Genomic DNA, 13,765 nt, shown 5'->3' with positions numbered 1-13,765 from the left:
CATAGAAATAATCACAAAACACTTTAAGAAAGATTCGCCAACGCTCACCTTCAAAGGGCCGCCCGCCACGCACTGACTGTCCACCGCCCGGCAGTGATCCTGTGCACAAAAACCAACGAATTAATCCTTTCGACTGGCTAAGCGAAAGTTAGCTGCTAGCGTCATCAGACAATTCCTACGGGTATTAGAGAGAAACACTATCAGTTGACCCACGGCTCAAGAAGTGCCGCTCGGTGACCGTTCGCAAAAGGATTGAACCTGCATGTCCAGAGCATTTTTTGCGCCCGCCGTCTGGGCCGTAGTCGCCCTGAGCTCATCGCTGCCGGCCCTGGCCGACAACGCGGAAACCGCCAACAAAAGCAACAACCCGCTGAACCTTGCACCCGGCCTCAACCTGCAGGATTACTACACCCCGCGCCTGTACGACAGCAACGCCCACACCAACGACACCCTGCTGCGGGGCACCCTGCCCATCGCCCCCTCGGATTTCATCGGCGTCCCCCAGCTGCTGCGTGCCACCCTGCCGGTCAGTACCCGCCCCGATCCGCACCACGGCTACAGCACCGGCATCGGCGACCTCAACCTGTTCGATATCTTCCTGCTCAAGACCGACGGCGTGCAACTGGGCATCGGCCCACAGATCACCGCACCCACCGCCGAACAGGACGAACTGGGCACCGGCAAATGGCAGGCCGGGCTGGCCGCAGTGGCCATCGATGCCTCGCCCCGGGGCCTGCTGGGGGCCCTGGTGCAGTACCAGAGTTCATTTGCCGGCGACCATGACCGCGCCCATGTCGAAAGCGCCACCCTGCAGCCCTTCATCATCCACAACCTGCCCCGGGGCTGGTACCTGCGCTCCACCGGCACCTGGACCTTCGACCTGAAGAACAACACCCACTACATCCCCATTGGCCTGGGGGTGGGCAAGGCCTGGAAAGCCGGTGACAACATTCTCAACGCCTTCGTCGAGCCGCAGTGGACCGTGGAGCGCAAAGGCGACGGCTTGCCCCAGTTCACCCTGTTCGCCGGGATCAATGTCACTTTCGGAAAATAAGGACGCGCCATGCAGCCACTACTGCGCACTGCCGGTTTCAGCCTGTTGCTCCTGGCCGCCAGTTGCGGGGTCGGCGCCCAGCCCGAGCCGCAGAACAGCCGCCTGACGGCGATCAAGATGGATGGCGAACTGCCGGCCCGGGCCGCCATTGCCGGGCTGTTTGCCGAGCTGGACTTCCAGCAGGCCACGCAAAGCTACCTGTGGGCCCTGCCGCTGGTGTCCTACGCCCAGTGGCAGGGGGAATTTCGCGACAAGCTGCACGCCGGCAATGGCGACCTGATGGTCCTGGAAAGCTACGAAGACAAGCTCGGGGTGATCACCGCCAACGCCACCACGCCCTACATCCTGGGTTTTGTCGACCTCAACCAGACCGGGCCGATGGTCGTCGAGCTGCCCCCCGGCCCCACCGCCGGTGGAGTCGGCGACTTCTGGCAACGGGCGATCACCGACATGGGCCAGACCGGCCCGGACCAGGGCAAGGGCGGCAAGTACCTGGTGCTGCCGCCGGGCCATCCGGAACCTTCCGACGCCGACCAGTACTACCTGGCCAAGTCGCAAACCATGAACGTGCTGGTGGGCTTTCGCGTGCTCGACCCGGACCCGGCCAAGGGCAAGGCGCTGGTGCAGCAATTCAAGATGTACCCCTACGCCCAGCGCGCGACGCCGCCGGCGACCCGCCTGCTGTCCCCCGGCGGCAAGCCCTGGTCCGGCACCCAGCCGCGGGGCATGGCCTACTGGGAGCGCCTGCACCAGATCATCCAGCAGGAGCCGGTCAACGAGCGCGACCGCTTCTACATGGCCATGCTCGCCAGCCTCGGCATCGAGAAGGACAAGCCCTTCAACCCCAACGAGCACCAGCGCCAAGCCCTGGAACAGGGCGCGCGCATGGGTGAGCTGATCGCCCAGGCCAATACCTTCGCCAAGCGCTTCGCCGATGCCCAGTACTGGCCAGACCGGCAATGGGACAAGGTGCTGAACATCGCCGACCCGTCCCAGCGCGTGGCCTATTACGACCAGTTGTGGGAACGCAGCGCCTGGTTCTACGAAGCGGTCACCAACACCAAGGGCATGGTGTCCAAGACCCCGGGCCTGGGCCAGACCTACCTCGGCGCCTACACCGACCACAACGGCCAGTGGCTGGACGGCGGCAAGCACTATCGCCTGCACCTGGGCAGCAACCCGCCGGCCAGGCAGTTCTGGTCGCTGACCGTCTACGACAGCGCCAGCCGCTGCCTGATCGACAACCCGCAGCGCAAGGCCGATCTGTCCTCGCGCCAGGACCTGAAGAAAAACCCCGACGGCTCCCTGGACCTGTATTTCGGCCCCAGCGCTCCCAAGGGCCTGGAAAGCAACTGGGTGCAGACCCTGCCGGGCAAGCACTGGTTCAGCTACTTCCGGCTCTACGCCCCCACCGAGGCCTACTTCGACAAGCGCTGGAAACTCGATGACATCACCCTGGTGCAGTAACGCCTGCCCCCCTGACTTTGGCGCAAGGATTCGAACGATGATCATCAAGGCTGTGATGCCCAGCTTGCTCGGGGTCTTGACGCTGGCCCTCAGCGGCCCGTCCCTGGGCGCCTTCAGCGCGACCGCGGAGCAGGCCCGGGGTATCGCCAAGCAGGCCTACCTCTACGGCTTTCCGGTGGTGGAGATGTACAAGACCCTCTACACCCAGGCCGTGGATCAGGGGGGCCCAACTTCAAGGCACCGTTCAACCGCATCGGCGGTACCGCCCAGGTCTTCAGCCCCAAGGACACGGCCTTCGTCACCCCCAACTCGGACACCCCCTACTCCTTCGCCTGGCTCGACCTGCGGGCCGAACCCCAGGTACTGAGCCTGCCGGCCATCGATGCCCAGCGCTACTACTCGGTGCAGTTGATCGACCTCTACACCCAGAACTTCGACTACCTGGGCACCCGCAGCACCGGCAACCAGGGCGGCCACTACCTGATCGCCGGGCCTGACTGGCAAGGCCCCACGCCAGCCGGTATCGACAAGGTGCTGCACAGTGAAAGCAACATCGCCTACGCCCTGTACCGCACCCAATTGTTCGATGAAAAAGACCTGGAGCAGGTGCAGAAGATCCAGCAGAGCTACCAGGTCCAGGCGCTGAGCCAGTTCCTCGGCCGGCCGCCGCCCCCGGCACCGCCAGCGATCCACTGGCCCCCGCCCACCGCCACCATGAGCGACAGCCCGGAACTGTTCGGCTACCTGAACTTCATGCTGGCCTTCGCCCAGCCCCAGCCCGAGGAAAAGGACCTGCTGGCACGCCTGGCCAGTATCGGCATCATTCCCGGCCAGCCCTTCCCCCTCAAAGAGCTGGGCAGCGCGCAAAAGCAGGCCCTGGAAGACGGCATCAGCGACGGCAAGGCCGAATTCGCCGCCTTCAAGAAAGAACAGGTCGATACCCACAAGATCACCAGTGGCGACCTGTTCGGCAGCCGCCAGCACCTGCAGGACAATTACCTGTACCGCTACGCCGGGGCCAACATGGGGATCTTCGGCAACTCCGCCGAAGAGGCCAGCTATATCGGCTACTTCGTCGATGACCAGGGCCAGCCGCTCAACGCCGGCCAGCACCGCTACCGCCTGCACTTCGCCAAGGGCCAGTTGCCCCCGGCCAATGCCTTCTGGTCGCTGACGATGTACGACGGCAAGAGCAAGCTGCTGGTGGCCAACCCGCTGCAACGCTACCTGATCAACTCACGCATGCTGCCCTCGCTGAAAACCGACGCCGACGGCGGCCTGACCCTCCATGTGCAGCACCAGCCGCCGGCCAAGGAGCTGCAAAGCAACTGGTTGCCGGCCCCCGACGGCCCCTTCTACGGGGTGCTGCGGATCTACCTGCCCAAACCCGACGTCAGCAACGGCCAGTGGAAGATGCCGCCGCTGACGCCGGTCGCCCCTGAACAACAATAAGCGGAGCCCGTCATGCCCAGCCCTTCGCCCCTGCGTTCATCCCTGGCCCTTTGCCTGCTGGCGGCCAGCCCCTTGCTGCATGCCGCCGAAGGCGGGGTCGGCCGGCCCATCACCGGCCAGCAGATCTACTCCAATGCCGGGATCATCCCCCCGGAACCGGGCTGGGTGATGTCCCTGACCAGCATCTACTACGACGGCGAGCTCAAGGGCAGCGGCCAGGTGCCGATCATCGGCGATCTCAGCTCGGGGCTGAAAATGAAGGTGTCCTACACCATGGGCAACTTCACCCGGGTCTGGGACACCGGCAAGGGCCGCTGGAACTACGCCTCGGCCATCGGCGTGCCGGTGCAGTACACCGACATCCAGGCCAGCCTCACCGGCCCCCGCGGGCGCACGGTGGGCACCCAGGACAGCGGCACCCAGTTCGCCGACCTGCTGGTCACGCCGATCGCCGCCGGCTACCACATCAACGAGCGCGACCATATCGCCCTGTCGCTGCCGATCTACGTGCCCACCGGGGCCTACAACGACAACCGCCTGGCCAACCCCGGGCAGAACAACTACACCTTCATGCCGACCATCGCCTTCACCCATCTGGACGGCAAGGGCGGCGAATTCAGCCTGATGGGCGCCCTGGAGTTCTACACCCGCAACGACGCCGCCGACTACCGCAACGGCGACATCCTGCGCCTCGATGGCTTGTGGACCCACGGCTTCGGCAGCGGCTGGAACGCCGGGCTGGTGGTCGGTTACATCCAGCAGATCAGCGACGACCAGGGCCCCACCGCAGACAAACTCAACGGCTATCGCGGGCGCTCCGTGGGCGCCGGGCCAACCCTGGGCTGGAGCGGCAAGTTCGCCGACGCCCAGGCCAACATCAGCGCGCGCTGGATCCCCGAGTTCGACACCAAGAACCGCCCCGAGGGCAACGGCGTCAGCGTCAACCTGACCCTGGCCTTTTTCTGACAGGAGTGCGCCATGCCGCCTTATCCAAGGGTCCTTGTCGCCCTGCTCGGCCTGCTCTGGGCCGGTACCCCGCTGCACGCCGCCGATGAGCTGGAACCTCGTGCCCTCGGCGCCCTGCAGCAGATGGGCAGCTACCTGCGCAGCCTGCGCCAGTTCGCGATCCAGGCCGACAGCGTCACCGACCAGTTGCTGGAAAGCGGCCAGGCCGTGGAGTTTCGCCACCACACCGAACTACTGGCCCAGCGACCCGACAGGCTGCGGGTCAGTGTCGAAAGCCAGGGCGCGCGGCGCAGCCTGTACTACGACGGCGAAGCCTTCACCCTCTACGACAGCCGCGGCCCCTACTATGCCCGAGCCCCGGCGCCCGCCAGCATCGACGCTCTGGTACAGCGCCTGAGCGACAGCTACGGCATCGAACTGCCCCTGGCGGACCTGTTCCGCTGGGACGCCGACACCGCGCAGAAGGTCGGCCTGACGTCGGCGCTGTACATCGCCAGCGAGACCCTGGGCGACCAGCGTTGCGCCCACTACGCCTTCCGCCAGAGCGACATCGACTGGCAGCTGTGGCTGCGCGAAGGGCCCCGGCCCTTGCCCTGCCGCCTGGTCATCAGCCGCCGCGACAGCCCCGAGCAGCCGCGCCACAGTGTCGATTACCGCTGGCAACTCAAGTCGGCGCCAAGTGCCGCAAGCTTCGCCTTCAAGCCCCCGGCCGGCGCCACGCAGGTGCCATTGCGGCGCCTGGAGCGCAGCGCAGCACAGGGGGAGGTACAGCCATGAAGCGCAATCACTGGTTGCTGTACAGCGTCCTGACCCTTGGCCTGCTGCAAGTGTCCGCGGCCCAGGCCTGGCAATTGCGCGGCGGTGGCGGCGGTGCCCGCACCTTCGTCGTGCCCCACGGTGGGGGCGGCCCGGCGCCGAGGCCCATGCCCCAGCCGCGGCCGATGCCGCACCCCATGCCCCAGCCACCGCAACCGGCGCCGCATCCCGAGCCCCATCCCTATCCGCAGCCCCATCCCGGGCCAGGACCAGGGCCCGGCCCGCATCCTTATCCCGGCCCGGGCCCTGAGCCACACCCCTATCCAGGGCCAGGGCCCCAGCCTTATCCGGGGCCGCCCGGGCCACCGCCACCACCCCCCGATCACGGCGACGACTGGTACCACCCCTGGGCCGCAGCGGCGGTGGTCGGCGCCACCACCGCCGCGGCATTCGCCATCGGCACCCAGGTCGACAACGTGCCGCCGGACTGCGTTTCGGTAGTGGCCAGCGGCGTGGCCTACCAACACTGCGGCAACACCTGGTACCAGCCGCAATACATCGGCGGCAGCCTGCGCTACGTGGTCGTGGCGGCCCCCTGGTAATGGCTATGCACAAGGAACCGAGCATGAGCACACGTAACGATATACAGGCCCTGCAAGCCAGCATCAGCGAAGCGGTGCTGGGCCAGGAAGCGGTGATCCGGCAGATCGTCATCGGCCTGCTGGGCAACGGCCACCTGCTGCTGGAAAGCCTGCCCGGGCTGGCCAAGACCCGCACGGTCAAGGCCCTGGCCCGGCACCTGGAGGCCAGCATGCGGCGCATCCAGTTCACCCCCGACCTGCTGCCCTCGGACATCACCGGCGCCGAAGTGCTGCACCAGGAACAGGGGCAGAACCAGATCCGCTTCCAGCCCGGGCCGCTGTTCGGCAATCTGATCCTGGCGGACGAGATCAACCGCGCTCCGGCCAAGGTCCAGGCAGCGCTGCTGGAAGCCATGGAGGAACGGCAGATCACCGTGGCCGGCACCAGCCATGCCCTGCCCGAGCTGTTCATCGTCCTGGCGACCCAGAACCCCATCGAGCAGGAAGGCACCTACCCCCTGCCGGAAGCGCAGATGGACCGCTTCCTGATGAAGGTGCTGCTGGACTACCCCCAGCCCGAGGACGAAAGCCAGGTGCTGCGCCTGCTGCGCGCCGAGGAACAGGCCCTGGGCAGCGCCACGCCCGGGGTGCCGGGCTTTGCCTTGTCCCAGCAGGTGATCTTCGATGCCCGCCGCGAAGTCGGCGCGGTGGCCGTGGCCCCGGCCATCGACCGCTACCTGATCGACCTGGTCAACGCCACCCGCCACCCCGCCGACTATCACCCGGACCTGGGGCGCTGGATCGCCATCGGCGCCAGCCCCCGGGGCGGCATCGGCCTGGATCGCTGCGCCCGCGCCGATGCCTGGCTGCAGGGCGAGGATTTCGTCAGCCCGGACAACGTGCGCAGGGTGCTGCACCCGGTGCTGCGCCACCGCCTGCAACTGAGCTACGACGCGGTGGCCGACGGCGTCGGCGCCGACCAGGTGCTGGACCTGCTGCTCGACAGCGTGGCCATCCCGGCCTGAGGAGAACCGCCATGGCAACGCCACTGCACGAAGCCGACGGGCAGGTCTATGTCGCCCTGAGCCAGCTGATGGCCCTGGAGTTCCAGGCCCGTTCCCTGAGTTTTGTCGCCCGCCAGCCACAAGCCAGCATCCTCGCCGGCAACCACGCCTCGCGCCTGCGCGGGCGCGGCCTGAACTTCGACGAACTGCGCCGCTACCAGCCCGGCGACGATCTGCGTCACCTGGACTGGCGCGCCACCTTGCGCACCGGCAAGGCGGTGGTGCGTACCTTCACCGAAGAGCGCGACCGCCCGGCGCTGATCCTGGTGGACCAGCGCATGTCGATGTTCTTCGGCTCGCGGCGGGCCTTCAAGTCGGCCCTGGCCGCAGAACTGGCGGCGCTGGCGGCGTGGATGGTGTTCCAGGCCGGTGACCGGGTCGGCGGCCTGGTGTTCAACGACCAGGGCATCGACAGCCTCGCCCCGCTGCGTAGCCGCAAGCGGGTGGAAGCCCTGTGCAGCCGGATCGTCCAGCACAACCAGCAACTGCACGCCGGCAACCCCGACCATGAGGGCGACGCGCAGTTGGACCGGGTGCTGCAGCAATGCCTGAACCTCGCCGCCCACGACCATCTGGTCTGTATCGTCAGCGACTTCGCCGGCACCAGCCCGCGCACCCTGCAGTACCTGCGCCAACTGGCCCGGCACAACGACGTGATCGCCCTGCAGGTCTATGACCCCCTGGCCCTGGAACTGCCGCACAACGGCCGGCTGCTGGTGACCCAGGGCCAACTGCAAGTGGAACTGGCGGTGGAGCAGCGCCAGGTGCGCCGGCCCCTGGGGGACTTCCTCAGTGGCCGGCTCAAGGACGTGGCCAGCCTGCTGCGCCGCAGCCAGGTGCCGCTGATGATGTTCAGCACGGCCCAGGAGGCCCTGGGACAACTGCGCAGCGAGCTGGGCAGGCTGGGAACGCCGCGGCGATGAACCCGACCCTCCCCAGCATCGACCAGTTGCAGGAAATGCCCCTGCCACCACCGCCCGCCTACCTGCCGCAGACCTGGGGCTGGGCCGTGCTGCTGGCCCTGCTGCTGCTCGGCGCCCTGGCCTGGGGCGCCCGGCGCTACTGGCGCTGGCGCCGGGATGCCTATCGGCGCGAAGCGCTGGCACAACTGGCCCGGCTGCAAGCCAGCGACGAGCGCATCCATGCCCTGCGCGCCTTGCCCGAACTGCTCAAGCGCGTGGCCCTGTCCATGCCCCCCGCCCCCCACACATCCCGTGGGCGCCGGCTTGCCGGGGAAGCCCTTGCCACAGCCACCCGCGCTTTCACGGGCAAGCCAGCGCCTGCAGGCCCGCGGGGGGTGGCGGGGCTGCGAGGGGCGGATTGGCAGGCCTTTCTGCAACAGCATTGCCCGCTACCGCTGCCCGATGATTTCAGCCAGCAACTGGCCCTGCTGGCCTACGCCCCCCAGGCGCAATTGCAGGCCCTGTCGCCCGCCCAGCAACAACAGCTGTTCGAGCAGTGCCGCACCTGGGTGGAGCAGCATCATGTGGCAGCTTGACTCTCCCTGGCTGTTGCTCCTGCTGCCGCTGCCCTGGTTCGGCTACCGCTGGCTGCCCGCCTACCGCGAGGCCCGCAGCGCGGTGCGGGTGCCGTTCTTCGCCGCCATGAGCCGCGCGGTCGGCCAGGCGCCGCAACTGTCCGGCAGCCGCCGCAACCGCGGGCAGTTGCTGCTCAACCTGCTGGTCTGGGCCCTGCTGGTGCTGGCGGTGGCGCGGCCGGTGTGGGTCGAGCCCCCCCTCGAACAGCAGCGGCCGGTACGCGACCTGATGCTCGCCATCGACCTCTCGCAATCGATGCAGACCCAGGATTTCAACGACGCCAACGGCCAGCGGGTCGACCGTCTGAGCGCAGTGAAAGAAGTGGTCCAGGGCTTTATCCAGCGGCGCAAGGACGATCGCCTGGGGCTGATCGTGTTCGGCAGCGGCGCCTTTGCCCAGGCGCCCCTGACCCTGGACCACGCCAGCCTGAGCCTGTTGCTCGAAGACAGCGGGATCGGCATGGCCGGGCCCAACACCGCGATTGGCGACGCCATCGGCCTGGCGCTCAAGCTGCTGGAACAGGCCAATGAACCAGAAAAAGTGCTGATCCTGCTCACCGACGGCAACGACACCAGCAGCGCCATCACCCCACAACACGCCGCCGCCATGGCCGCAGCCAGAGGCGTAGTGATCCATACCATCGGCATCGGGGACCCCAGCGCCGAAGGTGAAGCCAAGGTCGACCTGTCGGCCCTGGAGCAGATCGCCCGGACCACCGGTGGCCGTTACTTCCGCGCCGAGGACCGCAGCGCCCTGGACCAGGTCTACGCCACCCTCGACCGCCTCACCCCCCATCAAGTGCAGACCCTGCGCCACCAGCCCAAGCGCGATTTGTTCCATTGGCCCCTGGGCGCGGCCCTGGGCCTGCTGGTGCTGTATCACCTGCTGGCCTGGCTGGCGCCGCGCCTGCGCCCGAACCGGGTTCGCCCGCCGCAGGAGGCCTGAAATGCAGATCAACCTCAGCGACCTGCACCTCCTGCGCCCACTGTGGCTGCTGCTGATCATTCCCGGGGCCTTGCTGCCCTGGCTCTGGCAGCGCCGGCATGACCTGCAGGCCCGCCTGCGGGGCACCATTGCCCCACACCTGCTGACGCACCTGCTGGTCACCCCGCAGGACTCCCAGCGCCTGCGGCCGGTGCATCTGCTCAGCGCGCTGCTGGTGCTGGGCGCCCTGGCCGCTGCCGGCCCCACCTGGGAACAGGACCGCCCGGATTTCCTGCACAACCGCGCACCGCTGATCATCGCCCTCGACCTGTCCCCCTCGATGAACGCCAGCGACCTGCCGCCCAGCCGCCTGGAGGCCGCCAAGCACAAGCTGCAGCAACTGGTGCAGCAACGCCGTGGCGCCCGCACCGGGCTGATCGCCTACGCCGGCAGCGCCCACCTGGTACTGCCGGCCAGCGACGACCCGGCCTTGCTCGACAGCTTCATCCAGGCCCTGGGCAGCGAGCTGATCCAGCGCCCGGGCAAGGATGTGCTGGGGGTGATCCGGCAAGCCCAGCGCCTGCTCCAGGCCGAGCACAGCCCCGGCAGCCTGCTGCTGATCAGCGACGGCGCCGACACCTCGCAATTGGCGGCGATCAAACAGCAACTGGCCGACAGCCCCTTGCAGGTACTGATCCTCGCGGCCGGCAGCAGCGACGGCGGGATCATCCGCGACGCCAACGGCCAGCCGCTCACCGACAGTGACGGCCGCCCGCAACTGGGGCGTTTCGACAGCGCCGCGCTCAAGCAACTGGCCGCCGCCAGCGACGCGCCCCTGGGCAGCCTGACCCTGAATGACGACGACCTGGACTGGGTGCAGTTGCATGCCCAGCAGCATTTCACCGCGGCCAGCGCCCCCGACCGGCAACTGCAATGGAAAGACGCCGGCTACTGGCTGTGCTGGCCACTGCTGCTGTTGGCGTTCTGCTGCGTGCGCCGCGGCTGGAGCCTGAACTGGCTGGGTGCCCTGCTGCTGGGCCTGGGCTTGAGCCTGCAAGCGCCGACGGCCCGGGCCAATACCTTGGTCGACGCCTTCTTCAGCGCCGACCAGCAAGGCCGCTGGGCCTTCGAACACGGCCACTACCCGGCCGCCGCCGCGCTGTTCACCGACCCCTACTGGAAAGGCATCGCGGCTTATAAAGCGGCGGACTTCGACCTGGCCCTGGCCAGCTTCGCCCGCCTGGACAGCGCCGCGGCGTATTTCTACCTGGGCAATATCCATGTGCGGCGCTTCAAGTTCGACGAGGCCATCGCCGCCTATCAGCAAGCCCTGAAGTTGCAGCCCCGGTTTGCCGAGGCCCGCGCCAACCTGGCCCTGGCCCAGGCGCTGAAAAAAGACACCGAGAGCGCGCAGCAGAACGCCCCCGAGGTCAAGCCCGATGCCATCAAGTTCGACAAGCCTGCGGGCAAGGGCCAGAGCAAGAAGGTCGAGACCCAGCAGGCCGCCAGCGACGAGCTTTGGCTGCAGAACCTCAGCACCTCCCCGGCGGCGTTCCTGCGGCAGAAGTTCAGCCTGCAGGACCTCGACAACACCACGCCGCAGGTGACGCCATGAACCCTGTAGCGTTGAGAGGTCTGTGGGCAGTGGCGCTTGGGCTGATGCTCTGGGGCTGGCAGGCGCTGGCGGCAGAGCCGCAGTTGCGGGTGCAGGCCCAGTTGCAGCCCGATACCTCGGTGATGGTCGGGCAAACCCTGCAGTTGCAGGTCGATGTGCTGACCAATACCTGGTTCACCCAGGCCGCGACCCTGCCGGAGCTGCAACTGCCCGGGGCCCTGGTGCTGGCACCCGACGGAGAAGCCGAGCACTTGAACCAGACCCTCGACGGGCAGCCGTTCTTCGGCATGCGCTACCGCTACCGGATCACCCCGCAACAGGCCCGCTCGTTCCAGATCCCGCCCCTAGTGGTGCGCGCCACCCCGGCCCAGGCCAGCGCCGAACAGTCGGCGCAGACCCCGCCCCTGGCCTTCAGCGCCAGCCAGCCGCCGGGCTTCGCCCCGAGGGAAACGGTGCTGGTGGCCGATGATCTGCGCCTGACCCAAACCCTGCGCTTGTCCACGACACCAGCGGCGGTGGGCGACACCCTGGTCCGCGAACTGACCCTGCAGGCCGACGGCCCGCCGGGGTTGTCCCTGCCGCCGCCGCAAACGGCCGCCGTGGCCGGCCTGGAGGCCTACCCGGTGGCCCCGCGCATCAGCAACCTGGATGACGGTCGCGGGCATATCAGCGGTGGCCAGCGCATCGATCGCCTGAGTTACAGGATCCAGCGCCCCGGGCACTACCAACTGCCGGCGCTGCGGATCAAATGGTGGAACAGCCAGGCGCATCGGGCCCAGGTCAGCGAGTTGCCGGCCTTGAGTTTCGAGGCCACGGCCGCCAGCCGCTATCAACCGGTGTTTTCCATCCGCGACGATCTCCAGGCCCTGGGCCGGCAAAACCCCTGGCGCATTTCCCAGTACCTGGTCGGCCTGGCCCTGCTGCTGGCGCTGGGCGTTGTGGCGCTGTACCTGGGCCGCCCCTGGTGGCAACGCGGGCAGCAGGCCTGGCAACACTGGCGGGCCGCCCGCCAGGCCGCCTGGGAGCGCTCCGCCGCCTGGGCCTGGGAAGAGGTGCCGGGCCAGCTCAAGCAGCAGCCGCCGCAACTGGGTGCCCTGTACCTGTGGTGTCGGCGCAGCAGCGGCCGCCTCGATCTGGCCAGCCTGGGCCCGCGCCTGCGCGCCCTGCTGCAGGCCTGCTATGGCCCGGCGCCCCACGCCGGTGCGGCGCTGGAGCAACTGCGCCAGGCGCTGCCGGCGCTGCACGCCGAAGGTACGCCGCAAGCCCCTCCTCAAGGCCACGGCCTGCGCCCCCTCAACCCCCGTCACGAGAAGGATTTCCCATGACACTTCCAGCCCCCTGGCGCGTGCGCCACCTGCCCCTCCTGCTGCTGTTGCTGGCCGCCCCGCTGCTGGCCCTGGCCAACAGCGACCCCTTGCCCTCGTGGAAGGACGGCCCGAGCAAGCAGGGCATTCTCGCCTTCGTCCAGGCCGTGACCACCCAGGGCGGCCCGGACTACGTGAAACCCGCCGAGCGCATTGCCGTGTTCGACAACGACGGCACCCTGTGGAGCGAGCAGCCGGCCTATTTCGAGGTGCTGTTCGCCTTCGACGAAATCAAGCGCCTGGCGCCCCAGCACCCCGAGTGGAAGACCCGCCAGCCGTTCCAGGCCGTGCTCGAAGGTGATCACCAGGCCCTGGCCGCCAGCGGCATGCACGGCCTGCTGCAGATCATCGGCGCCACCCATACCGGCATCAGCAGCGAGGCCTTTATCGACAATGCCCGGCGCTGGCTGGCCGAGGCCCGCCACCCGAAGACCGGGCGGCCGTTCAACCAGATGATCTACCAGCCCATGCTGGAAATGCTCGACTACCTGCGCAGCCAGGATTTCAAGACCTACATCGTCTCCGGCGGCGACACCGCCTTCATGCGCGCCTTCGCCGAAAGCGCCTACGGCATCCCGCCGGAACAGGTGATCGGCAGCAACTTCGTCACCCAGTGGCAGTTCCAGGACGGCCAGCCGTCGATCCTGCGCACCGCCAAGCTGGCCCACAACGACGACGGCCCGGGCAAGCCGGAAAGCATCGACGGGATCATCGGCCGGCGCCCGCTGCTGGCCTTCGGCAACTCCGACGGCGACCTGCAGATGCTGCAGTGGACCGCCGCCGGCAGTGGCAAGCGGTTCATGGCCCTGGTGCACCACACCGACGCAGCGCGCGAGTGGGCCTACGACCGCAAGTCCCAGGTCGGGCGCCTGGACCAGGCCCTGGATCAAGCACAGCAGCACGGCTGGACGCTGGTGGACATGGCCGCCGAATGGCGGCGGATCTACCCCTTCGAGCCCCTGGCACCCGAGCAAGCGCAATGAC

At 68.0% G+C, this 13,765-nt stretch carries 12 protein-coding genes and 1 pseudogene; all 13 read left to right on the top strand.

The features are described from left to right. Window positions 1-262: 262 nt before the first annotated feature. The 13 genes and pseudogenes from KI242_RS15130 to KI242_RS15070 all read left to right on the top strand — a co-directional run bounded on the left by KI242_RS15130 (window position 263) and on the right by KI242_RS15070 (window position 13,764). On the top strand, window positions 263-1,054 hold the full coding sequence (locus KI242_RS15130) for a hypothetical protein (RefSeq protein ID WP_065363978.1): 792 nt from the start codon (window positions 263-265) through the stop codon (window positions 1,052-1,054). A gap of 9 nt (window positions 1,055-1,063) precedes the next feature. Continuing rightward, the gene (locus KI242_RS15125) at window positions 1,064-2,521 is read left to right on the top strand and encodes a DUF1254 domain-containing protein (protein ID WP_011061144.1); all 1,458 of its coding nucleotides are present in this window, start codon (window positions 1,064-1,066) and stop codon (window positions 2,519-2,521) included. A 55-nt stretch (window positions 2,522-2,576) separates the two neighbouring features. Further along, window positions 2,577-3,973, top strand: a pseudogene (locus KI242_RS15120) (DUF1254 domain-containing protein). A 12-nt stretch (window positions 3,974-3,985) separates the two neighbouring features. Next, window positions 3,986-4,939 carry a transporter gene (locus KI242_RS15115; protein ID WP_011061142.1) on the top strand — a complete coding sequence of 318 codons (954 nt, stop codon included), beginning with the start codon at window positions 3,986-3,988 and terminating at the stop codon, window positions 4,937-4,939. Between the two features lie 12 nt (window positions 4,940-4,951). Continuing rightward, window positions 4,952-5,716 (top strand): DUF2092 domain-containing protein, encoded by a 765-nt coding sequence (locus tag KI242_RS15110; RefSeq protein ID WP_212806337.1) that lies wholly within the window; start codon window positions 4,952-4,954, stop codon window positions 5,714-5,716. Next, window positions 5,713-6,297 carry a hypothetical protein gene (locus KI242_RS15105; RefSeq protein WP_212806336.1) on the top strand — a complete coding sequence of 195 codons (585 nt, stop codon included), beginning with the start codon at window positions 5,713-5,715 and terminating at the stop codon, window positions 6,295-6,297. The genes KI242_RS15110 and KI242_RS15105 overlap by 4 nt, the downstream gene beginning before the upstream one ends. A 23-nt stretch (window positions 6,298-6,320) precedes the next feature. Next, complete coding sequence (locus KI242_RS15100; RefSeq protein ID WP_212806335.1) at window positions 6,321-7,301, top strand: AAA family ATPase; 981 nt, start codon at window positions 6,321-6,323, stop codon at window positions 7,299-7,301. 11 nt (window positions 7,302-7,312) lie between these two features. Next, the gene (locus KI242_RS15095) at window positions 7,313-8,263 is read left to right on the top strand and encodes a DUF58 domain-containing protein (RefSeq protein WP_212806334.1); all 951 of its coding nucleotides are present in this window, start codon (window positions 7,313-7,315) and stop codon (window positions 8,261-8,263) included. Continuing rightward, window positions 8,260-8,838 carry a DUF4381 domain-containing protein gene (locus tag KI242_RS15090; RefSeq protein ID WP_077934065.1) on the top strand — a complete coding sequence of 193 codons (579 nt, stop codon included), beginning with the start codon at window positions 8,260-8,262 and terminating at the stop codon, window positions 8,836-8,838. The genes KI242_RS15095 and KI242_RS15090 overlap by 4 nt, the downstream gene beginning before the upstream one ends. Further along, complete coding sequence (locus KI242_RS15085; protein ID WP_077934064.1) at window positions 8,825-9,823, top strand: VWA domain-containing protein; 999 nt, start codon at window positions 8,825-8,827, stop codon at window positions 9,821-9,823. The genes KI242_RS15090 and KI242_RS15085 overlap by 14 nt, the downstream gene beginning before the upstream one ends. 1 nt (window position 9,824) lies before the next feature. Continuing rightward, entirely contained in the window at window positions 9,825-11,417 is a 1,593-nt protein-coding gene (locus KI242_RS15080; RefSeq protein WP_212806333.1) for a VWA domain-containing protein, read from the top strand. Beyond that, entirely contained in the window at window positions 11,414-12,742 is a 1,329-nt protein-coding gene (locus KI242_RS15075; protein WP_212806332.1) for a BatD family protein, read from the top strand. The genes KI242_RS15080 and KI242_RS15075 overlap by 4 nt, the downstream gene beginning before the upstream one ends. Continuing rightward, window positions 12,739-13,764 carry an HAD family hydrolase gene (locus KI242_RS15070; protein ID WP_123430842.1) on the top strand — a complete coding sequence of 342 codons (1,026 nt, stop codon included), beginning with the start codon at window positions 12,739-12,741 and terminating at the stop codon, window positions 13,762-13,764. Before KI242_RS15075 ends, KI242_RS15070 begins: the two co-directional genes overlap by 4 nt. The last annotated feature ends 1 nt before the right edge of the window (window position 13,765 follow it).

It is taken from the genome of Pseudomonas sp. Eqa60 (assembly GCF_018326405.1).
GTDB lineage: Bacteria > Pseudomonadota > Gammaproteobacteria > Pseudomonadales > Pseudomonadaceae > Aquipseudomonas > Aquipseudomonas protegens.
This window is presented reverse-complemented; position numbering and strand designations above follow the sequence as displayed.

Coding starts and splice junctions, on each gene's coding strand:
- KI242_RS15085 (WP_077934064.1), top strand. CDS start 8,825: ATGTGGCAGCTTGACTCTCCCTGGCTGTTGCTCCTGCTGCCGCTGCCC.
- KI242_RS15100 (WP_212806335.1), top strand. CDS start 6,321: ATGAGCACACGTAACGATATACAGGCCCTGCAAGCCAGCATCAGCGAA.
- KI242_RS15095 (WP_212806334.1), top strand. CDS start 7,313: ATGGCAACGCCACTGCACGAAGCCGACGGGCAGGTCTATGTCGCCCTG.
- KI242_RS15105 (WP_212806336.1), top strand. CDS start 5,713: ATGAAGCGCAATCACTGGTTGCTGTACAGCGTCCTGACCCTTGGCCTG.
- KI242_RS15075 (WP_212806332.1), top strand. CDS start 11,414: ATGAACCCTGTAGCGTTGAGAGGTCTGTGGGCAGTGGCGCTTGGGCTG.
- KI242_RS15110 (WP_212806337.1), top strand. CDS start 4,952: ATGCCGCCTTATCCAAGGGTCCTTGTCGCCCTGCTCGGCCTGCTCTGG.
- KI242_RS15080 (WP_212806333.1), top strand. CDS start 9,825: ATGCAGATCAACCTCAGCGACCTGCACCTCCTGCGCCCACTGTGGCTG.
- KI242_RS15115 (WP_011061142.1), top strand. CDS start 3,986: ATGCCCAGCCCTTCGCCCCTGCGTTCATCCCTGGCCCTTTGCCTGCTG.
- KI242_RS15125 (WP_011061144.1), top strand. CDS start 1,064: ATGCAGCCACTACTGCGCACTGCCGGTTTCAGCCTGTTGCTCCTGGCC.
- KI242_RS15130 (WP_065363978.1), top strand. CDS start 263: ATGTCCAGAGCATTTTTTGCGCCCGCCGTCTGGGCCGTAGTCGCCCTG.
- KI242_RS15070 (WP_123430842.1), top strand. CDS start 12,739: ATGACACTTCCAGCCCCCTGGCGCGTGCGCCACCTGCCCCTCCTGCTG.
- KI242_RS15090 (WP_077934065.1), top strand. CDS start 8,260: ATGAACCCGACCCTCCCCAGCATCGACCAGTTGCAGGAAATGCCCCTG.